The organism is Leifsonia poae, assembly GCF_027921845.1.
Lineage (GTDB): Bacteria > Actinomycetota > Actinomycetes > Actinomycetales > Microbacteriaceae > Leifsonia > Leifsonia poae.
In genome coordinates this window covers 1-24,482 of the sequence record NZ_BSEN01000010.1, presented here as the reverse complement: position 1 = coordinate 24,482, position 24,482 = coordinate 1, and the positions used below count along the sequence as shown (strand labels likewise).

General features: G+C 70.0%; 20 protein-coding genes. 15 read left to right on the top strand and 5 right to left on the bottom strand.

What is annotated here, in order from left to right:
• Positions 1–44: 44 nt before the first annotated feature.
• The 9 genes from aldh to PKE84_RS10930 all read left to right on the top strand — a co-directional run bounded on the left by aldh (position 45) and on the right by PKE84_RS10930 (position 9,930).
• Positions 45–1,421, top strand: coding sequence for an aldehyde dehydrogenase AldH (aldh, locus tag PKE84_RS10970; RefSeq protein ID WP_271177282.1), 1,377 nt, complete (start codon positions 45–47; stop codon positions 1,419–1,421).
• A complete protein-coding gene (locus PKE84_RS10965) occupies positions 1,418–1,954 on the top strand; it encodes a hypothetical protein (protein WP_271177281.1) in 537 nt (178 codons plus the stop codon). Before aldh ends, PKE84_RS10965 begins: the two co-directional genes overlap by 4 nt.
• A gap of 77 nt (positions 1,955–2,031) precedes the next feature.
• Complete coding sequence (locus PKE84_RS10960) at positions 2,032–3,075, top strand: LacI family DNA-binding transcriptional regulator (RefSeq protein WP_271177280.1); 1,044 nt, start codon at positions 2,032–2,034, stop codon at positions 3,073–3,075.
• Positions 3,076–3,107: 32 nt separating this feature from the next.
• Positions 3,108–4,085, top strand: a complete 978-nt coding sequence (locus PKE84_RS10955) for a LacI family DNA-binding transcriptional regulator (RefSeq protein ID WP_271177279.1) — start codon at positions 3,108–3,110, stop codon at positions 4,083–4,085.
• Between the two features lie 193 nt (positions 4,086–4,278).
• A complete protein-coding gene (locus tag PKE84_RS10950) occupies positions 4,279–5,559 on the top strand; it encodes an MFS transporter (RefSeq protein WP_271177278.1) in 1,281 nt (426 codons plus the stop codon).
• A 133-nt stretch (positions 5,560–5,692) separates the two neighbouring features.
• The gene (locus tag PKE84_RS10945) at positions 5,693–6,817 is read left to right on the top strand and encodes a Gfo/Idh/MocA family protein (protein ID WP_271177381.1); all 1,125 of its coding nucleotides are present in this window, start codon (positions 5,693–5,695) and stop codon (positions 6,815–6,817) included.
• The gene (locus tag PKE84_RS10940; RefSeq protein ID WP_373877136.1) at positions 6,814–7,983 is read left to right on the top strand and encodes a dihydrodipicolinate synthase family protein; all 1,170 of its coding nucleotides are present in this window, start codon (positions 6,814–6,816) and stop codon (positions 7,981–7,983) included. Before PKE84_RS10945 ends, PKE84_RS10940 begins: the two co-directional genes overlap by 4 nt.
• Positions 7,980–8,834, top strand: coding sequence for a sugar phosphate isomerase/epimerase family protein (locus PKE84_RS10935; protein WP_271177277.1), 855 nt, complete (start codon positions 7,980–7,982; stop codon positions 8,832–8,834). The genes PKE84_RS10940 and PKE84_RS10935 overlap by 4 nt, the downstream gene beginning before the upstream one ends.
• 4 nt (positions 8,835–8,838) lie before the next feature.
• Complete coding sequence (locus tag PKE84_RS10930; protein WP_271177276.1) at positions 8,839–9,930, top strand: glycerate kinase; 1,092 nt, start codon at positions 8,839–8,841, stop codon at positions 9,928–9,930.
• Between the two features lie 3 nt (positions 9,931–9,933).
• Here PKE84_RS10930 and PKE84_RS10925 read toward each other — a convergent pair whose 3' ends face one another.
• A complete protein-coding gene (locus PKE84_RS10925; protein WP_271177275.1) occupies positions 9,934–11,391 on the bottom strand; it encodes a xylulokinase in 1,458 nt (485 codons plus the stop codon).
• 123 nt (positions 11,392–11,514) lie between these two features.
• Entirely contained in the window at positions 11,515–12,708 is a 1,194-nt protein-coding gene (xylA, locus tag PKE84_RS10920; protein ID WP_271177274.1) for a xylose isomerase, read from the bottom strand.
• Positions 12,709–13,060: 352 nt separating this feature from the next.
• Between xylA and PKE84_RS10915 the strand changes: the two genes are divergently transcribed.
• Entirely contained in the window at positions 13,061–14,218 is a 1,158-nt protein-coding gene (locus tag PKE84_RS10915) for a Gfo/Idh/MocA family protein (protein WP_271177379.1), read from the top strand.
• 24 nt (positions 14,219–14,242) lie between these two features.
• On the opposite strand, the gene PKE84_RS10910 is transcribed toward PKE84_RS10915, so the two are convergent.
• Together PKE84_RS10910 and PKE84_RS10905 are read right to left on the bottom strand one after the other, a co-directional pair.
• Complete coding sequence (locus tag PKE84_RS10910) at positions 14,243–15,508, bottom strand: endo-1,4-beta-xylanase (protein WP_271177273.1); 1,266 nt, start codon at positions 15,506–15,508, stop codon at positions 14,243–14,245.
• A gap of 20 nt (positions 15,509–15,528) precedes the next feature.
• Positions 15,529–16,560, bottom strand: coding sequence for a LacI family DNA-binding transcriptional regulator (locus tag PKE84_RS10905; RefSeq protein WP_271177272.1), 1,032 nt, complete (start codon positions 16,558–16,560; stop codon positions 15,529–15,531).
• Positions 16,561–16,755: 195 nt separating this feature from the next.
• Here PKE84_RS10905 and PKE84_RS10900 point away from each other — a divergent pair, with 195 nt between their 5' ends.
• The 4 genes from PKE84_RS10900 to PKE84_RS10885 all read left to right on the top strand — a co-directional run bounded on the left by PKE84_RS10900 (position 16,756) and on the right by PKE84_RS10885 (position 22,498).
• A complete protein-coding gene (locus tag PKE84_RS10900) occupies positions 16,756–18,054 on the top strand; it encodes an ABC transporter substrate-binding protein (protein WP_271177271.1) in 1,299 nt (432 codons plus the stop codon).
• An 8-nt stretch (positions 18,055–18,062) separates the two neighbouring features.
• Positions 18,063–19,088, top strand: a complete 1,026-nt coding sequence (locus tag PKE84_RS10895) for a carbohydrate ABC transporter permease (protein WP_271177270.1) — start codon at positions 18,063–18,065, stop codon at positions 19,086–19,088.
• The gene (locus tag PKE84_RS10890; RefSeq protein ID WP_271177269.1) at positions 19,088–19,960 is read left to right on the top strand and encodes a carbohydrate ABC transporter permease; all 873 of its coding nucleotides are present in this window, start codon (positions 19,088–19,090) and stop codon (positions 19,958–19,960) included. Before PKE84_RS10895 ends, PKE84_RS10890 begins: the two co-directional genes overlap by 1 nt.
• A gap of 87 nt (positions 19,961–20,047) precedes the next feature.
• Positions 20,048–22,498: a beta-xylosidase/alpha-l-arabinosidase gene (locus PKE84_RS10885; RefSeq protein WP_271177268.1), complete on the top strand. Its 2,451-nt coding sequence runs from the start codon at positions 20,048–20,050 to the stop codon at positions 22,496–22,498.
• A 37-nt stretch (positions 22,499–22,535) separates the two neighbouring features.
• Here the strand turns inward: PKE84_RS10885 and PKE84_RS10880 are convergent, their stop codons facing one another.
• Positions 22,536–23,147 carry a ribonuclease FAU-1 family protein gene (locus PKE84_RS10880; RefSeq protein ID WP_271177267.1) on the bottom strand — a complete coding sequence of 204 codons (612 nt, stop codon included), beginning with the start codon at positions 23,145–23,147 and terminating at the stop codon, positions 22,536–22,538.
• 110 nt (positions 23,148–23,257) lie between these two features.
• Between PKE84_RS10880 and PKE84_RS10875 the strand changes: the two genes are divergently transcribed.
• The gene (locus PKE84_RS10875) at positions 23,258–24,448 is read left to right on the top strand and encodes an ROK family transcriptional regulator (RefSeq protein WP_271177266.1); all 1,191 of its coding nucleotides are present in this window, start codon (positions 23,258–23,260) and stop codon (positions 24,446–24,448) included.
• Positions 24,449–24,482: the final 34 nt, after the last annotated feature.

Genomic DNA, 24,482 nt, shown 5'->3' with positions numbered 1-24,482 from the left:
CCCGACCGCAGAACACGCCAACCGCAGAACAAAGGAGTCAGCACATGGCCATCGCCACCGTCAATCCCGCCACGGGCGAGACACTCAAGACCTTCCAGCCGCACACCGCGGACGAGGTCGAGAGCATCGTCGCCGCCGCCCACGCCACCTACGCGGAGCTCGCCGCGACCACCTTCGCCGAACGCGCGGCCTGGATGCGCGCGGCCGCGGACCTCCTGGACGCCGAGCTCGACGAGGTCGCGTCCCTCGTCTCCACCGAGATGGGGAAGACGATCGGCACCGCGAGGTACGAGGTCGCCAAGTCGGCCCGTGGGATGCGGTGGTACGCCGACCACGCCGAGCAGTACCTCGCCGACGAGCACCCGGTCGAGCCGGGTGACGTCGGGGCCTCGACGGTGAGCGTGCGCTACCAGCCGATCGGCACCGTGCTCGCGGTGATGCCGTGGAACTACCCGTTCTGGCAGGTGATCCGCTTCGCCGCGCCCGCACTGATGGCCGGCAACACGGGCATCCTCAAGCACGCGTCCAGCGTTCCGCAGAGCGCCCTGTACCTCGGGTCGCTGTTCGCGCGCGGCGGGTTCCCTGCGGGGGCGTTTCAGACCCTGCTGCTCGAAGGCGGCGCGGTGGCGCCCCTGCTGGACGACCCGCGCATCCGGGCCGTGACGCTCACGGGGTCGGTCGGCGCGGGTTCGTCCGTCGCCGAAGCGGCCGGCCGCAACATCAAGAAGTCGGTGCTCGAGCTGGGCGGCACCGACGTGTTCGTGGTGATGCCGTCGGCCGACGTGGCCGCTGCGGCCGCCGCCGGCGTGAACGCGCGGGTGCAGAACTCCGGTCAGAGCTGCATTGCGGCCAAGCGGTATTACGTGCACGAAGACGTCTACGGGGCGTTCGAGGAGGCGTTCGTCGCGGGTATGGCGGCGCAGAAGGCGGGCGATCCGTTCGACGAGTCGAGTTCATTCGGCCCTCTCGCCACCGAGCAGGGCAGGCGCGACGCGCACGCGCTGGTCGAGGATGCGCTGGCCAAGGGCGCGACGGCGCTCGTTGGCGGCGAGATCCCGGACGGACCCGGGTGGTTCTATCCGGCCACCGTGCTCACCGGCGTCACGCCCGAGATGCGGATCTACCGCGAGGAGTGCTTCGGCCCGGTCGCATGCTTGTACCCGGTGGCGAGCGCCGAGGAGGCGGTCGAGCGATCGAACGACTCCGATTTCGGGCTCAGCTCCAGCGTATGGACGACGGACGACTCTGAGGCCGAACTCTTCCAGAACGGGATCGATGCCGGCGGCGTTTTCGTGAACGGGCTCACGGCGTCGTTCCCGCAGCTGCCGTTCGGCGGTGTCAAGGACTCCGGTTACGGCCGTGAGCTGTCGGCGCTGGGGATCCGCGAGTTCACGAACATCAAGACCGTCTGGCGCGCGTGAGCGCGGCGCTCGGGCGCGCACCGCGATCGGTGCGAGAAGAAGGGTTCGGGCGCGCGAACACCTTCGTCTCGCCCGCATCGTTGGGCGGTGCAGCCCGGGCGCTCGCGCACGAGGCGGTGCCGGCGGGCGTGATGGCGGCCGCGGTGCTGGGAGGGCACACCGCCGGCGCGATGGTCGCGGCAGCGGGCGCCCTGGTGCTGCTCTCGTTCGGCTACGCGCCGCTCGCGCGAACGAAGCACTGGGCGCGCGAGCATCTCGCCGACCTGTGGGCGATGCTGCTCGTCATGGCGACGATGGCGTTCATGGCCACCGGCACGCTGCCGGGCTCGGCGGGCACAGCCGCCCACGCACACCGGATGGGCGGATCCTCAGGGAGTCTCGCGCTGTCGGCTGCGGCCCCTGGCGCCATGCTCGTGGTCGTCGTCGGGTGGATCGCGGTGCGGGTGCTTCTCGCACGACGTGGCTGGCACATCCAGTCGGCGGTGTCGGCAGGCGCCTGCGGCGCGGGCCTCGCGTGGATGCTGATGCTGTGACCGCGGTGTCGAAGACGAGGTGAAACACGCTCGGCATCCGCATTCCCGGCGGTCTGCCCGTTCGCTAGGCTGGAGCGGTGAGCGAACCGCAGAGCGACGAGGGTCCGCGCAGGCCCGTCACGCTCGACGACGTCGCACTGCGTGCCGGGGTGTCCCAGCCGACCGCCTCCCGGGTGCTGAACGGCAGTGCGCGCAAGGTGGCGGAGAGCTACCGGACGAAGGTCCTGGCGGCCGCTCGCGAGCTCGGCTACACACCCAATCTCGCCGCGCAGGTCATCGCCCGCGGCTCCTCCCGCACGGTCGCCCTGATCATCAGCGGAATCTCCGATCCCTACTTCTCGGCGATGGCCGCCGCGATCATGCGGCAGGCCGAGGCCAACGACCTGCGCGTCTCGATCGCCGTCACCGACCGCCGCGTCGACCGCGAGCTCGACCTCGTGCGCGAGCTGCGCGGACAACAGCCGCAGGCGATCATCCTGGCCGGTACCGGCTACGTCGACCCGCCGAGCGGCGGCGAGCTGATCGCCGAACTCCAGCGCTATGAGGAGACCGGGGGCCGGGTGGTGCTGATCAGCCGCACCGACCTCCCGTTCGAGACGGTGAGGTTCGACAACCACGAGGGGGCGCGTGAACTCGCCGCCGAACTCGCCGGGCTCGGCTACCGGCGCAGCCTGGTGCTCGGCAGTGCGACGCCGCTGCTCTCGATGCAGCAGCGCGTCGAGGGGTTCGTGGCCGGCATGGCGCAGTCCTCCGCCGACACGGCCACCGAGGTCGCGTATCCGGAGTTCACCTGGGAGGGCGCGCGAGATCACATCCTCGGCCTCTCCGACGACGAGCTCCAAAGGTTGCAGCTGGTGTTCGCGATCACCGACGACATGGCGCTCGGCGCGATCGCCGGCCTGCGCGCACGTGGGCTGCGCATCCCCGAGGACATCGCCGTCGCCGGGTTCGACGACATCACGACGTTGCGGGATGTGGTGCCGCCCCTGACGACGGTGCACGTCGCGCTCGACACGGTGGCCGAGGAGACGATCAAGCGGGCGCTCAGTCCCGACGGCGACGTGCGCACCGTGCCGGCCTCCCCGGTCGTCCGGGCCTCGACCCCGCGCCTTCACGGCTGATCGCCGATGAGCGGGCCGGATAGGGTGACGGTGTGACCGACAACGCCCCCACCCTCGCGCAGGTGGCCGACCATGCCGGAGTGTCGCTGGCCACGGCATCCCGCGCTCTCAACGGGAGCATTCGCAAGGTCAACCCGGAGCTCCAGGCGCGCGTCCTGGAGTCGGCTAGCGCCCTCGGCTACAGCGCCAACGCGCAGGCGCAGGCGATGGCCCGCGGCACCAGCAACACGGTGGCCGTGGTAGTCGGCGACATCGCGGACCCGTACTTCTCCTCGATCGCGTCGGGGGTCATCCGGGTGGCCGATGACCGCGGTCTCGTCGTCACGCTCACGGCGACCGGGGTGGAGCCGTCGCGCGAGAAGTCGGCCCTCGCCGCGCTCCGGGGACAGCGGCCCCGTGCCGTGATCCTCGCCGGAAGCCGAGTCGTGGACGCGGCGGCAGCGGACCTCGGGGCGCTCGACCGGGTCGCCGTGATCGGCTCGGCGGTCGACGGCGTGAGGTCCGTCGCCGTGCTCAACGCGGAGGGGGCCGCCGACCTCGCCCGTGCGCTCGTCTCGCGGGGCTACTCCGACTTCGTCGTGCTCGCCGGGCCGGAGAACCTCGTGACCGCGCGTGAGCGGACCGCGGGCTTCCTGAGCGTCGCACCGGATGCGCGGGTGCGGCACGGCGCGTTCTCCCGCGACGGCGGTTACGGGGCGATGGCCGCGGTGCTCGCCGAGGGCGCCCGGCCGGGATGCGTGTTCGCGGTCACCGACGTGATGGCGGTCGGCGCGATGGCCGCCATGCGTGAGGCCGGAGTGCGCCCGGGCGACGACATCGCGATCGCCGGGTTCGACGACATCCCCCTGGTGCAGGATGTGACGCCATCCCTGACGACGGTCACCCTGCCGCTCGCCGAGATCGGCGCACGCGCACTCGAGCTCGCCCTCGCCGACGATGCGGGCGAGTCGCTCACCGAGCCCGTCGCCGGCGTGGTGACGCTGCGCGCATCGACACCGCTCCGTCCGTAGCCGCGGCGTCCGTCACGGTCGCCGTATCGGCCGGCCCCGCTCGGGCTCAGTGACCCACTGCGCCACGTCCGCTCCCTCGCCCTCCGTGCTGGATCGATGGGTTGACACCCCGTTCGATCGGTCTACGGTAACCGTTTGGTAAGCGCTTTCTCGCTAGCGCATCCTGATCACCGTCGATCGAAAGGGCTCTCTCGTGGCTGCAACCGACACCGCACCCACCCGTCTCAACGCCGACCAGCGCAACGCGTTCGTGGCGTCGCTGCTCGGCTGGATGATGGACGCATTCGACTACTTCATCATCGTGCTCGTCTACGCCGACATCGGCGCCGAGTTCGGGGTGCCGCTCGAGCAGATGGCGTTCCTCACGACGATCACCCTCGTCATGAGACCCGTCGGCGCGTACCTGTTCGGGCTCTGGGCCGACCGGATCGGGCGCCGCATCCCGTTGATGGTGGACGTCTGCTTCTACTCGGTCGTCGGCTTTCTCTGCGCGTTCGCGCCCAACTTCACCGTTCTCTTCATCCTGCGCCTGCTCTACGGCATCGGGATGGGCGGCGAATGGGGTCTCGGCGCCGCGCTGACCATGGAGAAGGTGCCGCGACAGCGTCGCGGGTTCTACTCCGGCATCCTCCAGGCGGGGTACTCGGCCGGCTATCTGCTGGCCGCGCTCGCCTTCCTGCTCGTGCACTCCGTGTTCGGCCTGAGCTGGCGCTGGCTGTTCGCCCTGAGCATCCTGCCTGCGCTCATCACGCTCATCATCCGCTCGCGGGTGAAGGAGTCCGAGGTGTGGGAGAACACGCAGGACAAGATGCGCAAGGCGAACACCTCGATCCGCCGGGTGTTCTTCGACGGCCGGGTGCTCCGCCGGTTCGTGTACCTGGTGCTGCTGATGGCAGCGTTCAACTGGATGAGCCACGGTACGCAGGACATCTACCCGACGTTCCTGAAGGCGACGGATCACGGGGGAGCCGGGCTGGATGCGGCGACCGCCGGCTGGATCGTCGTGATCTACAACATCGGGGCGATCGTCGGCTGCATCACCCTCGGGTCGTTGTCCGACCGCTGGGGGCGCAAGGCGACGATCATCCTGGGCGCTGCGCTGACCCTGCCGATCATCCCGATCTTCGCCTTCTCGACGACGGCAGGTCTGCTCTGCCTGGGCTCCGCGCTCATCCAGTTCACCACCCAGGGAGCCTGGGGAGCGATCCCGGCGCACCTCAATGAGATGTCGCCGAACGCGATCCGCGGGTTCTATCCCGGGGTGACGTATCAGCTCGGCAATGTGATCGCCGCGTTCAACCTGCCGATCCAGCAGGCCCTGGCGCCGCAGCTCGGGTACGGATGGGCGATGGCGTCGACCGTGGGGATCGCGGCCATCGCGGTGATCGTGCTCACCGCGCTCGGACGGCAGGCGAAGGGGATCGACTTCCACGCGGCCGACGCGGTGGAGACGCCCGCCCGCGCCCGAGGTTGACGATCTCCGCCGGCGATGGCTACCATCGGGTAAGCGCTTTCCCGACTCGGGGAACACGCGAACCTGCGGCAGCATCGCCGGCACCCAGAACGAGGGAGTTCCCGTGGCAGAGACCACCACCATCGGCATCATCATGAACGGCGTCTCCGGGCGCATGGGATATCGGCAGCACCTGCTGCGGTCGATCCTGGCGATCCGCGACCAGGGCGGGGTGACGTTGTCCGACGGCAGCCGGGTGCAGGTCGAGCCGCTCCTGGTCGGGCGCAGTGAGGCCAAGCTGGCCGAACTCGCCGCGCGGCACGGGATCGAGAACTATACGACCGACCTGGATGCCGCACTGGCCGACGACCGCTGGCAGATCTACTCCGACTTCCTCGTGACCAAGGCGCGCGTTCCGGCCATCACGAAGGCCATCGCCGCAGGCAAGGCGATCTACACCGAGAAGCCGACCGCTGAGAGCTACGAGGACGCCCTCGAGCTGGCGAGGCTCGCGCAGTCCGCCGGCGTCAAGAACGGCGTGGTGCACGACAAGCTCTACCTGCCCGGGCTGCGCAAGCTCAAGCGGCTCATCGACTCCGGATTCTTCGGCCGCATCCTCTCGGTTCGCGGGGAGTTCGGGTACTGGGTGTTCGAGGGCGACTGGCAGGCCGCGCAGCGCCCGAGCTGGAACTACCGCGCGGAAGACGGCGGCGGGATCGTGGTCGACATGTTCCCGCACTGGAGCTACGTGCTCGAGAACCTCTTCGGCCGTGTCGAGTCCGTCTACGCCCGCGCCGTCACCGAGATCCCGCAGCGCGTCGACGAGAACGGTGACACGTACGCGGCGACGGCCGACGACGCCGCCTACGCGATCTTCGAGCTCGCCGGCGGAATCACGGCCCAGCTCAACTCCAGCTGGACAACGCGCGTGAACAGGGACGAGCTGGTCGAGTTCCAGGTCGACGGCACGCTCGGCAGCGCGGTCGTCGGGCTCTTCGGCTGCAAGATCCAGCCGCGGAACGCGACGCCCAAGCCCGTGTGGAACCCCGACATCGCCGACAAGCACGACTACGACGCCGACTGGATCGAGTCGCCGGCGAACGACGTGTTCGAGAACGGGTTCAAGACCCAGTGGGAGGAGTTCATCCGCCACGTGGCCGAAGACGGACCCAACGCCTTCGACTTCCTGGCCGGAGCGCGCGGCGTGCTGCTGGCGGAGGAGGGCCTCCGCTCGTCGCGCGAGGGTCGCCGCATCGAGCTGCCCGAGGTGACCCTGTGACGGCTGACGACCGGCTCGTCCTCCTGCACGCCGACGGAACCACGGGGTCGGCCGCACTCGGCGCAGCGCCCTCCTTCAGTCGTCCCACCACGCCTCTCGCCTCCCGCACCGCCTATGCGGCCGCGCACGTGGTGCCGAAGCCCTGGGCCGAGAACGTGCCGGGCGCGCCGGCCGACATCGACTGGGATGCGACGCTCGCGTTCCGCCGCCACGTCTGGTCGTGGGGACTCGGCGTCGCCGACGCGATGGACACGGCGCAGCGCAACATGGGCCTGGATGCCCGCGCTACGCGCGAACTGATCACGCGGAGCGCGGCGGAGGCGAAGGCCGCCGGCGGTGCGCTGGTGGTCGGCGTCAACACCGATCACGTCGACGACGAGGTCATCTCCCTCGACGCCGTGATCGACGCCTACGTCGAGCAACTGCAGTTCACGGAGGACGCCGGTGCCGGCGTCGTGCTCATGGCCAGCCGGCATCTCGCCCGGGCGGCGTCGTCGGCCTCGGACTACGAACGCGTCTACCGCTCGGTGCTCGAGCGGGCCTCGACGCCGGTCGTGCTGCACTGGCTCGGCGCCGCGTTCGATCCGGTACTCGCCGGGTACTTCGGCTCGACCGACTCCGCGACCGCCGGCGAGACCGTGCTGCGCATCATCGGCGAGAACGCCGATCGGGTGAGCGGCATCAAGATGAGCCTGCTGGATGCCGGGGCCGAGATCGCACTGCGTTCGCGCCTCCCGGAGACCGCGCGGATGTTCACCGGCGACGACTTCAACTATGTCGGGCTGATCGCGGGCGACGAGCGCGGGCACTCGGATGCGCTGCTCGGCGCGTTCGCGGCGCTCGCGCCCACTGCGTCCGCGGCGATCCAGGCTCTCGATGCCGGCGACACCGGACGCTACCGCGAGGTGCTCGGTCCGACCGAGGAGCTCTCCCGCCAGATCTTCGCGGCGCCCACGTTCTATTACAAGACGGGAGTCGCCTTCCTCTCCTGGCTCAACGGGCATCAGGCGTCGTTCACGATGATCGGCGGTCTGCATGCCGCGCGGAGCCTGCCGCATCTCTCCGAGATCGTGCGCCTCGCGAATGCGTCCGGTGCGCTGGAGCGTCCCGAGCTCGCTGCCGGTCGCTGGCATGCGCTGCTGCGGCTGAACGGTGTCGAGGCATGACCGCGCATCCTCGTCTCTCGATCAATCAGGCGACGATCAAGTACGCCGGCCTCGACGAGGCGCTGCGGCTGACCCGCGACGCCGGCGTGCAGAGCATCGGGCTCTGGCGGGAGCCGGTGGCCGAGGTCGGACTCGCCGAGGCGGCCGCGCGGGTCGCGGACTCCGGGCTGCGCGTCTCGAGCCATTGCCGGTCGGGCTTCTTCACCGCTGTGGAGGGACCGGAGCGCCGCGCCTCGATCGACGACAACCGCCGCGCGATCGAGGAGACGGCGACGCTCGCTGCCGCCGGTGCGCCGGGATCGGTCGCTGTGCTGGTGCTCGTCGCCGGCGGTCTTCCCGAAGGGTCGACCGACATCGTCGGGGCCCGCGAGCGCGTGCGCGACGCGATCGGCGAGCTGGAGCCGGCCGCGCGCGCCGCCGGGGTGACTCTCGCACTGGAGGCGCTGCATCCCATGTACGCCGCCGACCGGGCCGTGCTCTCGACCCTCGGCCAAGCGCTCGATCTGGCGGAGCAGTTCCCGGTGGAGTCGGTCGGCGTGGTGGTCGACACCTTCCACGTGTGGTGGGATCCCCAGGTGCTGGAGCAGATCGCCCGGGCGGGGGCCGGCGGCCGCATCGCGAGCTACCAGGTGTGCGACTGGGTCACCCCGCTCGCCGCCGACGTCCTGCTCGCGCGCGGCATGATGGGCGACGGGCACATCGACTTCGGCTCGCTCACGCGCGCGGTCGCCGACGCGGGTTACACCGGCGACGTCGAGGTCGAGATCTTCAACCAGCAGCTCTGGGACGCCGACCGTGCGGCCGTCGTCGACCGCACGGTGAGGGCGTTCGCCGAGAACGTGCCACTGTAGTCGCATGCCGCACACCGTCGTCATCGCACCCGACTCGTTCAAGGGGTCGGCGTCGGCCGCCGCGATCGCCTCGACGGTCGCCGACGGCTGGGCGTCGGTTCGGCCCGACGACCGGCTGGTCCTCGCGCCGATGGCAGACGGCGGTGAGGGCACGCTCGACGCGTTCGAGCTGGCCGTGCCGGGTTCCGTGCGCCACCGGCTGAGCGTGCTCGGTCCGGACGGCGCGGAGGTCGAGGCGTCGTGGCTGCAACTGCCCGACGGCACCGGCGTCGTCGAGCTCGCCGAGACCAGCGGCCTGGCGCTGATGCCGGTGCTCGCACCGCTGGAGGCCCACACGTTCGGATTCGGGCAGGCTATCGCGGCGGCGCTCGCCGCCGGGGCGCAGCGCTTGCTGCTCGCCATCGGCGGCAGCGCATCCACCGACGGGGGTGTCGGCGCCCTGGCCGCACTGGGCGCGCATTTCGTGGATGCCTCGGGACGACCCATCCGGCTCGGCAACCGCGGGCTCGGCGCGCTCGCCCGCGCCGACCTCAGCGGCCTCCCGCCCCTGCCGCCGGGAGGCGTGCGGATCCTGAGCGATGTGACCAACCCGCTGCTCGGGCCGGCCGGGGCCGCCGCCGTCTTCGGGCCGCAGAAGGGCGCGGACCCCGCACAGGTGATCGGCCTGGAGTCCGGCCTCGCGCGTCTCGCACGTGCGGTCGGCCGACGACCGGATGCGGTGGGTGCCGGGGCGGCGGGAGGAACCGGCTACGGCCTCCTCGCGTGGGGCGCCACGCTGGCGCCAGGCGCGGCCGCAGTGGGGGAGGCGTTGGGGCTCCCGGCCCTCGTGGCGAACGCGGATGTGGTGGTCACCGGCGAGGGGCGGTTCGATTCGCAGTCGGCCGCGGGCAAGGTGCCGGAGTACGTGTCCGGGTTGGCTGCAGCCTCAGGGGTACCTGCGCTGCTGGTCGCGGGTGCGATCGACGCACCGGCCGACGCCTTCGTCGTGACGGCCTCACTGAGCGAACTGGCCGGAGGTTCGGCGGCGGCGATCGCCGACGCGCCGCGCTGGGCGCGGGTGGCCGGCGCCGCCCTCGCTACCGGATTCTCGGACTGACCGTCAGGCGCGCGCGGCCGCGTACTGCTCGCGGATCACGGGACGCACATCCACCGCGAGCTCCGTGGTGAGCTCGACCGCCCACGTCGGCCGCTCGCCCGTGAGCGCCCACGCCGCCTGAACCGCGCCGCCGTCGGCGACGTACTCGCCGGGCGCTGGGATCACGATCGGTGCGTCGAACACCTGGGCGGCAACGATCTGCACGGCCGGGTTGAGCGCGGCGCCGCCGATCAGCAGGATGCGCTGCTCCTTCACCCCGACCGACCGCACGGCGTCGAGGCCGTCGGCGAGTCCGCAGAGCATCCCCTCGATGGCGGCGCGCGCGAGGTTCGCAGGCCGGGTCGAGGCGATCGTCAGCCCGTGGATACTGGCCGTCGCTTCGGGCAGGTTGGGCGTGCGCTCGCCCTCGAAGTACGGCACGAGCACCACGCCGTCGGCGCCGGGCTCGGCCTCGAGAGCCAGGGCGGCGAGGCCGTCGTGGTCGAGCGAGAGCAGGTCGGCGATCGAGCTGAGCACGCGCGCAGCGTTGAGCGTCGCGATGAGGGGGAGGCTGAGACCGCTGGCGTCGGCGAAGCCGGCGACCGTTCCCGAGCTGTCGGCGACGGGTGCATCGGTGACGGCGAAGACCGTTCCGCTGGTGCCGATCGACACCACGACGTCGCCGTCGGCCGCACCGAGCCCGAGAGCCGCACCCGCGTTGTCGCCGGCGCCGGGGCCGACGAGCACGCCGTCGGGTGTCCGGCCGGCGGCCTCCGACGGGCCGAGCACGCGCGGCAGCACGACGGGCGCGTCGTCGGTGCCGTCGGTGCCGTTGTCGTCGGCGGCGGCCCGGGCCTCTCGCCGGGCGCGCCCGAGCGCCAGCTCGAACAGCTCGGCGTCGTACGCGCCCGACACGGCGCTCCAGTAGGCCGTGCCGCTCGCGTCGGAGCGGTCGGTCGTCAGCGCTTCGAGGTCGGGACCGAGCGGGCTCTCGTCCGCCGGACCGTAGCCGAGCAGTCGCCAGGTGAGCCAGTCGTGGGGGAGTGCGACGGCCGCCACCTTCGCCGCGTTCGCCGGTTCCGCATCCCGGAGCCAGCGGAGCTTGGTCGCGGTGAACGAGGCCACCGGCACCACACCGACACGTCGGGCGTAGTCGGATGCTCCCACCGCGTCGATGAGGTCGAGCGCGGCCTGGGCGCTGCGCGTGTCGTTCCAGAGCAGGGCGTCGCGGATGACGCGACCCTCCGCATCCAGCACGACCATGCCGTGCTGCTGCCCGGCGATCGAGATCGCTGCGACGTCGTCGAGGCCGCCGGCCGCCGCGATCGCGGACTGCAGGGCGTCCCACCACGCCGACGGAGCGACCTCCGTGCCGTCCGGATGCGCGGCGCGCCCCGAGCGCACCAGCGCGCCGGTCTCGAGGTCGCGCACGACCACCTTGCAACTCTGGGTCGACGAGTCGACTCCGGCCACGAGTGTCATCGGGGCTCACTCCTCAGGATCGAAGAAGCGTCGTCGAGGGGCGGCGAACGCACCGGATCACTCCGGTGGAAGGTGCGTTCGCCGCCCCTCAACGACAGGGGGAACAGCAGGGGAAAAGCAGGGTCAGCCGCGGGCGCCGATGAGGTGCTCGAGGGCAAGCTGCTGCAGGCGCACGAAGCCGAAGCCCTTGCCGCCGAAGTACGCGTCGGCGTCGAACTCCTCGTAGGCCGAGGTGTCGGCCAGCAGGTCGTCGTAGCTCTCGCCGTCGTTCAGCGTGTTCACCGACAGCTGGGTGACGCGCGACGCCTCGAGAGCCTCCTGCACCTCGGGGTCGGCGCGGAACGCCTGCGCACGCTCCTTGAGCAGCAGGTAGGTGCGCATGTTGGCCGCGGCGGAGTCCCACACGCCGGTGATGTCCTCGGTGCGCGACGGCTTGTAGTCGAAGTGACGCGGACCCTCGTACGACGGGCCGCCGTTGGGGCCCCCGTTCTCGAGCAGGTCGACGAGGGCGAACGCGTTCTGCAGGTCGCCGTGGCCGAACACGAGGTCCTGGTCGTACTTGATGCCGCGCTGGCCGTTGAGGTCGATGTGGAACAGCTTGCCCTGGTAGAGGGCCTGCGCGATGCCGGCGGCAAAGTTGAGGCCGGCCATCTGCTCGTGCCCGACCTCCGGGTTCACGCCGACGAGCTCGGGACGCTCGAGCGTCTCGATGAAGGCGAGCGCGTGGCCGACGGTCGGCAGCAGGATGTCGCCGCGGGGCTCGTTCGGCTTGGGCTCGATCGCGAACTTGATGTCGTAGCCTTTGTCGGTCACGTACTGGCCGAGCAGGTTCACGGCCTCGCGGTAGCGCTCGAGCGCGGCCCGGATGTCCTTGGCGGCGTCGTACTCGGCGCCCTCGCGGCCGCCCCACATCACGAACGTCTTGGCGCCGAGCTCGGCGGCCAGGTCGAGGTTGCGGAGCACCTTGCGCAGGGCGAACCGGCGGACGGCGCGGTCGTTCGAGGTGAACCCGCCGTCTTTGAAGACCGGGGCGCTGAACAGGTTCGTGGTGACCATCGGCACGATGACGCCGGTGTCGCTGAGGACCTGCTTGAGGCGGTCGATCTGCTTCTGCCGCTCGGCGTCGGTGGAGCCGAACGCGAAGAGATCGTCGTCGTGGAAGGTCAGACCGTATGCGCCCAGCTCGTTGAGCTTGGTGACGGCCTCGACCACGTCGAGCTGGGGGCGGGTGGGGCCACCGAACGGGTCGGTGCCGTTGTATCCGATGGTCCAGAGTCCGAACGAGAACTTGTCGGCGCGGGTCGGTGTCGTAGTCATGGGTGTTCCTTCAGCGGCGTTGGTGAATGCAGCGATGATTTGTTGCGTGAATCAACTTATCAGGTGAGCGCCCATTCCGAAACCCCGATCGGCGCGACTCATCCCCGACTCGCGTCTCAGCGCGGGTCGCGCGTGCTCGCCCACCTCGTCGAGTCGGGGATTAAGCACGCGAATCCGCCGATCGGCGTGATTAATCCCCGACTCGCGTGCCAGCGGTTGGGCGCGGCCCGGAGCACGCGCACAGCCCGGCCGACTTGCGCGGCTTCGCGGGGCGAGGCTACGGTGCAGACCGCCGACGACTGCGAAGGAGCATCACATGAACCGCACGACGAAGCCGACCCTCGGGGTCGCGATGGTGGGCTACGGATTCATGGGAGCCGCCCACTCGCAGGGCTGGCGGGTGGCCCCGCGGTTCTTCGACCTCGACGCCGTGCCCGTGATGCGCACGATCGTCGGCCGGGACGCCGAGCGCGTCGAGGATGCGCGGGCGCGATTCGGCTGGGAGCGCGCGGAGACCGACTGGCGGCGCGTCATCGAGGATCCGGACATCGACATCGTCGACATCTGCACTCCGGGCGACTCCCATGCGGAGATCGCGATCGCTGCCCTCGAAGCGGGCAAGCACGTGCTGTGCGAGAAACCGCTCGCCAACTCCGTCGACGAGGCTGAGCGCATGGCGGAGGCCGCGGACGCCGCGCGAGCCAGGGGCATCCGGTCGATGGTCGGCTTCAGCTACCGCCGCGTTCCAGCGATCGGCTTCGCCAGGAAGCTCGTTCAGGATGGCCGCCTCGGCGACATCCGGCAGGTGCGTGCGGTGTATCTGCAGGACTGGCTCACCGACGAGGACGGCCCGATGACCTGGCGGCTCGACAAGACGCTCGCCGGCTCGGGTGCGCTCGGCGACATCGGCGCGCACGCGATCGACCTGGTCGAGCATCTCACCGGTTCGCGGCTGGCCACCGTGAGCGGGACGCTCGAGACCTTCGTCACCGAGCGCCCGCTGCTCGGGGAGACCGTCGGGCTCTCCGGAACCGCGTCGGAGGAGCGCGGGCGCGTCACGGTGGACGATGCGGCGTGGTTCACCGCGCGGCTCGCGGGCGGCCGCGCCGATCGCGCCGTCGGATCGTTCGAGGCGACGCGCTACGCGACCGGACGCAAGAACGCGCTGCGCGTCGAGCTGAGCGGCTCCCGCGGCGCGATCGCCTTCGACCTCGAGGCGATGAACGAACTGCAGTTCTACGACGCGACCGCGCCGGCGGGGGAGCAGGGGTTCACCCGCATCATCGTGACCGAGCCCGAGCATCCGTACATGGCCAACTGGTGGCCGACCGGGCACGCGATCGGCTACGAGCACGCGTTCTCGCACGAGGTGGTCGACTTCGTCGGAGCCATCACCTCCGGCTCCGACCCTGAGCCGTCGTTCGACGACGGGCTCCACGTTCAGCGCGTGCTCGCGGCCGTCGAGCGCAGTGCCGCCGAAGGAAGCTCATGGACGCCGACCGCCCCGTGAGCGATCAGTCGGCGATGCCGGTCGTCACGCCCGGAGGCCGACCCGGCGATCGCCGGTGTTGGCGAGCGGCTCCCGCTCGCTCCCCAGCGTGAACGCGCCCGATCCGATGCCGGCACGCACCTCGTAGTCGCCCGCGAAACCGGCGACCGCGATCCGGCCGTCGTCGTCCGTCATGGCGGTGGTCGGCGACATCCACCACTCGTCCTTCACGAGCCGGCGCAGCGCGTGATAGCCGGGCTTCGGTGTTCCGTCGGCGCGCACCAGCCCGATCGGAGCGCCCAGCCACGCGCCGACGTCGGTGATGCCCCAGTAGGTGATGGCCTCGACGGCGGGATGCCCGACGAGCGAGCGGTAGTGCCGCTCGAGTTCGTCGGCCTGACGGGCCTCGCCGTCGGGGGTGGATGGCCACTGCTCGACCTGGTAATCGTTCAGGTCGACGATGTGCGCAGGCATCAGCTCGCCGGAGACGAGCGAGGTCTCGGTCAGCTGCAGCGGCAGACCGTACCGGGCGAACCGGTCCACGACACCGAGAACCTCGTCTTCGCCCCGGTAGCCCTGGTGCATGTGCGTCTGCAGCCCGATGGCGTCGATCCGGATGCCCGCCTCGAGCACTTCCTCGATCAGGCACTCGTAGGCGTTCGACAGGTCGAAGTCGTTGAGCACGAGGCGCGCCGCCGGATTCGCAGCGCGCGCCTCCTCGAACGCCATCCGGATCATCGGGATGCGCCCCTTCGCGCGGGCGAGCGGGGTGATCGCGTTGTCGCCGTTGTCGAACACCGGCATGATGACGACCTCGTTGATCGCGTCCCAGGTGTCGATGAGGCCGGCGAAGCCGCCCACCTCGCGACGGATGCGCTCGCGCTGCAGGCTCTCGACCTCGTCGAGCGGCAGTCCGAGCAGCCAGTCGGGCTGCACGGTGTGCCAGACGAGCGGATGACCCTTCAGTTCGACGCCGCGCTCACGGAACCAGCGTGCCGTCTGCACCAGCCGCGCCGTGTCCGGCCTGCCCCGCACCGCCTCGAAGCGGCCCCAGTAGAACGGCAGGGTGGCGGTGTTGAAGACGTCGACGAAGAGCTCGGCCAGCTCCGGAGTGCCGAGGTCGTCGGGTTCGCCGTTCGCTGCCGCGATGAAGTCGAAACCGATGTTCCCGAAACGGAAGGCGTGCGCGGTCTGCGCGACGACCACCTCGGTGCCGGGCAACGGCGAACCCGCGGGATCCGTGACCGTGATGACGTTCTCGCAGAGCCTGTTCGCCGGCGCCGAGCGTGCGCCGAGCGTGACCTTCTGCATGCGTGCGGAGGGCTTCCTGCTCAGCGGACCGGTGCCGGGCCGGTGCTGCCGCGGACGACCAGCTCGGCGGGGAGGTGCACCCGGCTCGGGACATCGCGGCCGTCGAGCAGCTCGATGAGCATCTGCAGGGCCTGCGCGCCGATGTCGTGCAGCGGCTGGGCGAGGGTGGTCAGCGGGGGCGTCGACGTCCTCGCCTCGGGGATGTCGTCGAAGCCGACGATCGACAGGTCGTCCGGCACCCGCAGCCCGAGCTCGTCCGCCGCCCGGATGACGCCGAGCGCCGACATGTCGTTCGCGGCGAAGACGGCCGTCGGCCGATCGGCACGGGTGAGCAGCTCGCGGGCGGCCTCCGCGGTCTGGACGGTCTGGTAGCCGCCGTCGACGACCAGGGCGGGGTCGAACGGGATGCCGGCCTCGGCGAGCGAATCGCGATACCCCGATTCGCGCAGCTGGGCGGATGCGAGATCGCGACGGCCCCTGATGTGCGCGATGCGACGGTGCCCCAGCTCGATGAGGTGGCGGGTCGCCACGCGTGCTCCGCCGAGATTGTCGGAGTCGATCGTCGACGGGCCGCCCTGCCCGGTGTGCGGATCGATCGCGACGACGGGGATGGAGCTCGTGGGGATCAGCACGGTCGGCGTCACGATGATGGCGCCGTCGATGAGGGTGCCGGCCAGCCGGGACAGCGATCGGCGCTCCCAGCCGACGGGACTGTTGCCGGCGACGAGCCCGGAATACGCGAGCAGTTCGTAGCCCGCGTCAGCGGCCGCCGTCGACGCGCCCTTGAGGAGCTCGACGGAGAACGACTCGAACTCGGCGACCAGGATCCCGATGACGTTCGTGCGCTGCCGGCGCAGGCTGCTGGCGACGAGAGAGGTCTCATAGCCGAGAGCGGCCACGACGTCGAGCACGCGCTTCGAGGTGGCCGGCGCGACGCCGTAGCGGCCGTTGACGACCTTCGACACCGTGGGGATGGAGACGCCCGCCTCACGAGCCACATCGCTGATGGTCACTCGCCCCAGCGGCAGCGAGGAATTGACGGGCGCGGACATGTTGTCACAATACAGTGCAGACGCCCGCGCGCCAGGGACCCGGCCGCATTTCGACATCGATATCGATAACGGTATTGAAATCGTTATCGATATCGATGTCGATATCGATTGACAAACAACATATCCGGATGGGAGGCTCTGTCTCGCGGCAGTCGGCTGCCGTGTGTCTCCAATCACTACCAGGGAGTTTCCACAATGAAGAGGAAAATTCGAGTCGCGAGCCTGCTCGCCCTCGCAGCGGGTACAGCATTGCTCGCCACGGGCTGCAGCGGCAGCGGCGACAACAGCGCATCGAGTGACGGCAAAGTCACCATGACCTTCTGGCACAACTCGACGACCGGTCCCGGCGCTGAGTTCTGGAAGACGACCGTTGCGGACTTCGAGAAGGCCAACCCGAACGTCACGATCAAGATCCAGGCGATCCAGAACGAGGACCTCGACGGCAAGCTCCAGACGGCGCTCAACTCCGGCGATGCTCCCGACATCTTCCTGCAGCGCGGTGGCGGCAAGATGGCCGCGATGGCCGACGCCGGCCAGTTGATGGACATCACGGATTCGATCGCAGCAGAGACCAAGTCGGCCGTCGGCGCCGGGGCGTTCAAGGGCGAGTCGTACGACGGCAAGGTCTACGCCATGCCGGTGGACGTGCTCCCCGAGGGTATCTACTACAGCCAGGATCTCTTCAAGGCCGCCGGCATCACCACGCCTCCGACGAGCATGGACGAGCTCAACGCCGCCATCACGAAGCTCAAGTCGACCGGCGTCGCTCCTGTCGCCGTCGGCGCGAAAGACGCGTGGCCCGCGGCTCACTGGTACTACAACTTCGCCCTTCGCGAGTGCAGCGAGGACACCCTCGCCAAGTCGGCCAAAGATCTGAAGTTCGACGCCGACTGCTGGAAGAAGGCCGGTGACGACGTCGCGGCGTTCAACGCCACGAAGCCGTTCAACAACGGCTTCCTCACCACCTCGGCACAGCAGGGTGCCGGAAGCTCGGCCGGGCTCGTGGCCAACCACAAGGCGGCGATGGAGCTCATGGGCGCGTGGGATCCGGGAGTGATCGCATCGCTCACGCCTGACGAGAAGCCGCTGCCCGACCTCGGCTGGTTCCCGTTCCCGACCATCTCCGGTGGCGAGGGCGACGCCCAGGCGATGATGGGTGGAATCGACGGATTCTCGTGCTCGGCCAAGGCTCCGAAGAAGGAGTGCACGGCGTTCCTGAACTACATCACGACCAAGAGCGTGCAGGAGGCGTACTACAAGGCCTTCAACGCGATCCCCGTCAACAAGGACGCTCAGGCCCTCATCACCGAGCCCTACCTCAAGTCCGTTCTCGAGGCCTACAACAAGGCTCCGTACGTGTCGCAGTTCCTCGACACGCTGCTCGGCCAGAACGTCGGAAACGCGATGAACACCGCGGTCGTCGACCTCCTCGCCGGTAAGGGCACCTCGGACGACATCGTCAAGGCTGTCAACCAAGCCGCGGCCAAGGGATAACAAGCACCATGAGCAGTTCCCTCGGCGCGACGTCGTTCACCGAAGACCCATCGCCGCGGGGCCAGCAGAAGGACGGGGGCGACGCAGTCACTGCGTCGTCCCCGGCCCGACCGCGGCCCAAGCGAGGCAAGGCGGACTGGCGACAGCGCTTCGAGATCACGATCCTCTCCGGACCGGCGATCATCATGTTCGTCGCGTTCGTGATCTTCCCGGTCGTGCTGGCCGCGTACTACGGCTTCTTCCGCTGGAAGGGCTACGGGGCGCCGACCGACTTCATCGGTCTAGGTAACTACGCCGTCATCTTCACGGACAGCGCTTTCCACGATGCGGTTATGCACAACGGAATCATCGTCGTCCTCTCGCTGGTCATCCAGGGCCCGGTGGCACTCCTGCTGGCGCTTCTCCTGAACCAGAAGATCCGCGGGCGCACCATCATCCGCATCCTGATCTTCGTGCCGTACGTGATCGCCGAGGTGATCGTGGGCACCGGCTGGAGCCTGATGCTCCAGACGAACGGCGCCGTCAACGATCTGCTGCAGACCATCGGCCTGGGCGCGTTGCGCGCCGACTGGCTCTCCGACCCGAACATCGCCATCTGGTCGCTTATGGTCATCATCTCCTGGAAGTACATCGGCTTCGCCGTCATCCTCTTCCTGGCAGGCATGCAGTCCATTCCGGACGAGCTCTTCGAGGCCGCCGCGATCGACGGCGCGAGCTACTGGCAGATCCAGCGACGCATCACCCTTCCGCTTCTCGGTCCGACCGTGCGGATCTGGGCGTTCCTGTCGATCATCGGTTCCCTGCAGCTGTTCGACCTGGTGTACATCATCTGGGGTCAGTACGTCGCCTCCACGGCCGGCACCTCCACCATGGCGACCTACATGGTCGCCAACGGGCGCACCTCGGGCAACTACGGCTACGGCAACGCCGTCGCCGTGGTCATGTTCGTGATCTCGCTCGTGATCGCACTGATTTACCAGCGCTTCGTGTTGCGACGCGACATGGTGGGCGCTGTGACCGAGAGGCAGAAGTAATGTCAGCGACAACCGTCGGAATCGCGCCAACCCCGCTGCGCAAGGCCCGAAAGGGCGAGAAGTGGGGCAGCCCGCTCACCTACTTCATCGCGCTCGTCTTCATCGCGCTCTGCCTCGCCCCTGTGCTCTACATCGTGCTCGGCGGGTTCCGCTCGAACTCGCAGATCACGTCGTCGCCGGCCGGGCTGCCCAACCCCTGGAAGTTCCAGAACTACGTCGACGTGCTCACCGGGTCGACCTTCTGGGTCGAGGTCGGCAACTCGGCGATCGTCGGCATCGTCACCACCGCGGTGGTGGTCGTGCTCGGGCTCATGGTGAGCTTCGTGCTGGCCCGCTACGAGTTCCGCGGCAAGGGCGCGATGTACGCGCTGTTCGCCGCCGGGCTCATGTTCCCGCTCACGGTCGCCATCACGCCGCTGTACATCCTGGTGAAAGATCTCGGGCTGACCAACAACCTGGCCGGCGTCATCCTGCCGCAGATCGGGTTCGCGCTCCCCACCACCGTGATCATCCTGGTGCCGTTCATCAAGGCGATCCCGGTGGAACTGGAGGAGGCAGCGGCCCTCGACGGCGCGAGCAGGCTCGGATTCTTCTTCCGGATGGTGATGCCGTTGTCGATCCCCGGCGTGGTGACTACGGGAATCCTCGCGTTCATCGCGAGCTGGAACAACTACCTGCTTCCCCTGTTCATCCTCAACGACCAGTCGACGTTCACGCTGCCGCTCGGCGTACAGGCGTTCTCGTCGCAGTATTCGGTGGACACCGCAAAAGTGCTGGCGTTCACCTCGCTCTCCATGATTCCCGCGCTGATCTTCTTCGCGCTGTTCCAGCGCCAGATCGTGGGTGGACTGACCGGGGCCGTGAAGGGGTGAGATCGTGCGTCGCGCACGCGCCGTCCGGCGCGCGCGTTCCGTACGGCGCCGCCGTCTCTCGTACCCAACGATGAAAGTGATGATCCCGTGACCGCTGCTGTCCCACCCCTGCCCGACGTGTCCGAGCGTGTCCGCGCACTCCACGCCCGGATGACGCTGGAGGAGAAGCTCGCCCAGCTCGTCGGCTACTGGCTGGACCAGAACGGCGTCGTCGCTCCCATGCAGAGCGAGATGGCCGCCGGGCAGAAGTCCGCGGATGCGCTCGCCGACGTGACCCGCGACGGAATCGGGCACTACACCCGGGTCTACGGCACACGTCCCCTCGATCCGGCGGAGCGCGCCGCGTGGCTCTGGACCGAACAACGACGCCTGAAGCGCGAGACCCGGCTGGGCATCCCGGCGCTGGTGCACGAGGAGTGCCTGACCGGACTGGCGGCCTGGCAGGCCGCGACCTTCCCCACGCCGCTCGCCTGGGGCGCCTCGTTCGACCCCGAGCTCGTCGAGGAGATGGCCGCGGCCATCGGCGGCTCGATGAAGCAGCTCGGCATCCACCAGGGCCTGGCCCCCGTGCTCGACGTCGTACGCGACCCCCGCTGGGGCCGGGTCGACGAATGCATCGGAGAAGACCCCTACCTCGTCGGCACGGTCGGCACGGCCTACGTGCGCGGGCTACAGGGGGCGGGCGTGCATGCCACCCTCAAGCACTTCCTCGGCTACTCCGGCTCCGCCGCCGGGCGCAACCACGCCCCGGTGCACGCCGGACCCCGCGAGATCGCGGACGTCTTCCTGCCTCCGTTCGAGATGGCGATCCTCGACGGCGGTGCCCGTTCGGTGATGAACTCGTACGCCGAGATCGATGGCGTACCGATGGCGGCCAGCGCCGAGTACCTCACCGGGGTGCTCCGCGAGAAGCTCGGGTTCGAGGGGGTCGTCGTGGCGGACTACTTCGCCGTCGCGTTCCTCGAGGTCATGCACGCCGTCGCCGCCGATCGCGGGGAGGCTGCCGCGCTCGCCCTGGAGGCGGGCATCGACATCGAGCTCCCGACCGGCGACGCGTACCTGCAGCCGCTGGCCGATCGCATCCGGTCAGGGGAGTTCGACGAAGCGTACGTCGACCGCTCCGTTCTGCGCGCGCTCGCCCAGAAGGAGGAGCTCGGCCTGCTCGACGCCGACGCCTTCGAAGACGAGCCGCCCACCGACATCGACCTCGACTCGCCGCGGCATCGCGCGCTGGCGCGCCGTCTCGCCGAGGAGTCGGTCGTGCTGCTGTCCAACGACGGTGTGCTTCCGCTCGGCAGCGGTCCGCGTCCGCTCTCCACGGTCGCCGTGCTCGGGCCGAATGCGCACCGGGCCGAGGCGCTGCAGGGCTGCTACTCGTTCGCCAATCATGTGCTCGCCGGCTATCCGGAGCTGCCGTTGGGCTTCGAGATCCCGACTGTGCTCGACGCGCTGCCGGGCGCGTTCGCGTCGGCGGGGCTGACCATGCCGGAATTCCGCTATGCGGAGGGCTGCGCTGTCGAAGGGGACGACGAGTCGGGCATCGCGGCGGCTGTCGACGCAGCGGCGACCTCCGACCTCGCGGTCGTCGTCGTCGGCGACCAGGCGGGTCTCTTCGGCCGAGGAACGGTCGGCGAGGGCAACGACTCCGAGTCGCTCGAACTCCCCGGTGTGCAGCGACGGCTGGTCGAGGCCGTCGTCGCGACGGGCACGCCGGTCGTGCTCGTGCTCCTCACCGGCCGGCCGTACGCCGTCGACTGGGCGTTCGGTGGCGGCGATGCCGTGCCCGGCGCTGTGCTGCAGGCCTTCTTCCCCGGCGAGGGCGGCGGGCTCGCGATCGCCGACGTCATCACCGGCGTGGTGAATCCGTCCGGCCGTCTCCCCGTCTCGATGCCCCGGTCCGCCGGCGCGCAGCCGTACTCGTACCTGCACCCGATCCTCGGCGCCCCCTCCGACGTCACCGCCACGGATTCGACGCCCCTGCTCCCGTTCGGGTTCGGGCTCTCCTACACCTCGTTCGAATACTCCGACCTCACCGTCGATCCGAATGCCGCCACCGGCGATTCGTTCGCCGTCTCGGTGACCGTGACCAACACGGGCGACGTGCGCGGTGCGGATGTGGTGCAGCTCTACGGCCACGACGTGCAGGGCACGGTGACCCGCCCGGTGGCGCAGCTGCTCGGTTACAGCCGGGTCGAGCTGGCGCCCGACGACTCGGTGCGCGTGACGTTCTCGGTGCCGACGACGCGCTTCGCGTTCAGCGACCGCCGGATGCGGCGCGTCGTCGAGCCCGGTGACGTCGAGATCTGGGTCGCTTCGCACGTGGCGGCGTCGCGCATCGACCTCGGGGTGGAAGGTACGACCGGAGGGGCGACCAACGGCGCGATCGTCAGCGAGAAGCAGGCGACTCTGCGTCGGCTGCCCGGCTCGTCGACGCCGCGGGCCGCGGTCGAGCTCACGGGTTCGATCTACGAGGTGACCACCGCCGATGCGCGCGTGGTCACGGTGCGCCACGAAGTCCCGGCACGTCTGCCGGCCTGAGCCGGCGACCGTTCGCCGCCCCACGGGGAGGATGCCGTCAGCGGAGGTCCCAGCCGTCGGCGATGGCGAGGGGTTGCTCGGGCAGTGGGGACCAGGCATCCCAATCGGCGTCGAACGGGAAGGCGTGCGCTTCGATCGCCGCGATCGCGTCGCGCTGGGCGGCTTCGACGGCGGACACGTGCTCCGCGCTGAATTTTCCGCTGGCTTGCGCCCACTCGAGTTCGTCCTCGTCTTTGAGCGAGTACGACCCGTCGGGTTCCGCGATCACATCGAGGATCCAGTCGGCCGTGTCGAAGCCGAGGCGCGTGCGCGTCCAGGGCGCCTCGAGATTGACGTAGGCATGCGTCGTCCACCCGTCGGCTGTGAGCCACCGCCAGGTCGACCACGGCTGGCCGGGCACGTACACGCGCAGCACGCCGTCGCCGGTCCACGTGTGCTCGACGTAACCGCCGTCCCAGCCACCCGGCACCATGTTGCGGCCGCGGGGCCCGCCGCGCTCTCCGGTCGCGACGCGTCCGATCGTCCCGGCAGGCTGCCAGAGGGCGATGCATCGTTCGGAGTCTTCGAGGACGTAGTGCTCATAGGCGCTGCTGATGCGCCCATCCGAGATCCAGCGCAGGAGGGTCGAGGGCGGGTCGAGCTGCGGCATCTCTGCAGTCTAGAACGAGCGGGCGCATCGAGCGGGCGCGGTGCCCGGCGCCGGCAAGCGGGCTGGCGCGGGTCGTGCCGACCGGGCGAACGGATAGTGTTCAAGTGATCATGATGACGTCGAACGAGCGGGGAACCGCGGGCACGAACCTCGACACGGTGCGCCGTCACAACCTGTCGACGGTGCTCGGTCTGGTGCACCGCGGCGGACCAGCAGCGCGCTCCGCGCTGACGCAGGCGACCGGCCTCAACCGGTCGACCGTCGGCGCGCTCGTCGCCGAGCTCGTCGAGCTCGGTCTGGTGACCGAGCGCGAGCCGGAGACCAGCAACAGGGTCGGTCGGCCGAGCCCGGTCGTCGTGGCCGATCCCCGGGTGGTGGCGATCGCCGTGAACCCCGAGGTCGACGCCGTGACGGTCGGCGTCGTCGGGCTGGACGGCACCCTGCATCGCCGGGTCCGCTACCCGACCGGTCACGTGCCGTCGGCCGAGGAAGCGGTGGCGATCGCCTCCGCAGTCATCGACGGGCTCCGCCCCGACCTCGCCCAGGCGACCCGCGTCGCCGGCATCGGCGTCGCCGTGCCGGGACTCGTGCGTGAGAGCGACGGCGTGGTGCGCCTCGCCCCGCACCTGGAGTGGGCGGACGAACCCTTCGCCGCCGAACTCGCCGCAGCCACCGGGTTCCCCGTGCACGCCGCCAACGACGCCAGCCTCGGAGCCAACGCCGAACGCCTCTACGGCGCCGGGCGCGGGGCGAGCGATCTGGTGTACCTGAACGGCGGCGCATCCGGTATCGGTGCCGGGGTGATCGTGGGCGGCAGGCCCTTGACCGGCATCTCCGGCTACGCGGGCGAGCTCGGTCACACGCTGGTGAACTCGTCGGGCATCCGGTGCCATTGCGGGGCGATCGGCTGCCTGGAGACCGAGGTCAGTCAGCGCGCGCTGCTCCGCGTGCTCGGGCTGGAGGAGGCGGACACCGACGAGCTCGATCGTGCGCTCGCCGCGGCCGTCGCGGCAGGCGATCCCGCCGTGCTCGCGGAGATCGAGCGGCAGCTGGGCTTCCTGGTGGTCGCGCTGCGCAATGCGACCAACGTGTTCAACCCGCAGCTGATCGTGCTCGGCGGGTTCCTCGGGTCGCTGCACGCGCTGGCCCCGGAGCGGCTGGGGCCGCTCGTGGCGGCGCAGGCGCTCGCGGCGTCGGGGGAGCAGCTGGCGATCGCGCGCGCGGAGCTGGGCTCGCGCATCCTGATGATCGGCGCGGCCGAGCTGGCCTTCGCGCCGTTGCTGGCGGCACCCTCCGCCTGAGCGCCGCGCTGCGCGCTGCCGCGCCGCGCTGCGC

Bases quoted from the DNA above. Each gene is read 5' to 3' on its own strand.
- PKE84_RS10925 (WP_271177275.1), bottom strand. From the start codon at position 11,391: ATGACACTCGTGGCCGGAGTCGACTCGTCGACCCAGAGTTGCAAGGTG.
- PKE84_RS10880 (WP_271177267.1), bottom strand. From the start codon at position 23,147: ATGCCGCAGCTCGACCCGCCCTCGACCCTCCTGCGCTGGATCTCGGAT.
- PKE84_RS10905 (WP_271177272.1), bottom strand. From the start codon at position 16,560: ATGTCCGCGCCCGTCAATTCCTCGCTGCCGCTGGGGCGAGTGACCATC.
- PKE84_RS10890 (WP_271177269.1), top strand. From the start codon at position 19,088: ATGTCAGCGACAACCGTCGGAATCGCGCCAACCCCGCTGCGCAAGGCC.
- PKE84_RS10935 (WP_271177277.1), top strand. From the start codon at position 7,980: ATGACCGCGCATCCTCGTCTCTCGATCAATCAGGCGACGATCAAGTAC.
- PKE84_RS10930 (WP_271177276.1), top strand. From the start codon at position 8,839: ATGCCGCACACCGTCGTCATCGCACCCGACTCGTTCAAGGGGTCGGCG.
- PKE84_RS10945 (WP_271177381.1), top strand. From the start codon at position 5,693: ATGAACGGCGTCTCCGGGCGCATGGGATATCGGCAGCACCTGCTGCGG.
- PKE84_RS10915 (WP_271177379.1), top strand. From the start codon at position 13,061: ATGGTGGGCTACGGATTCATGGGAGCCGCCCACTCGCAGGGCTGGCGG.
- aldh (WP_271177282.1), top strand. From the start codon at position 45: ATGGCCATCGCCACCGTCAATCCCGCCACGGGCGAGACACTCAAGACC.
- PKE84_RS10875 (WP_271177266.1), top strand. From the start codon at position 23,258: ATGATGACGTCGAACGAGCGGGGAACCGCGGGCACGAACCTCGACACG.
- PKE84_RS10900 (WP_271177271.1), top strand. From the start codon at position 16,756: ATGAAGAGGAAAATTCGAGTCGCGAGCCTGCTCGCCCTCGCAGCGGGT.
- xylA (WP_271177274.1), bottom strand. From the start codon at position 12,708: ATGACTACGACACCGACCCGCGCCGACAAGTTCTCGTTCGGACTCTGG.
- PKE84_RS10910 (WP_271177273.1), bottom strand. From the start codon at position 15,508: ATGCAGAAGGTCACGCTCGGCGCACGCTCGGCGCCGGCGAACAGGCTC.
- PKE84_RS10895 (WP_271177270.1), top strand. From the start codon at position 18,063: ATGAGCAGTTCCCTCGGCGCGACGTCGTTCACCGAAGACCCATCGCCG.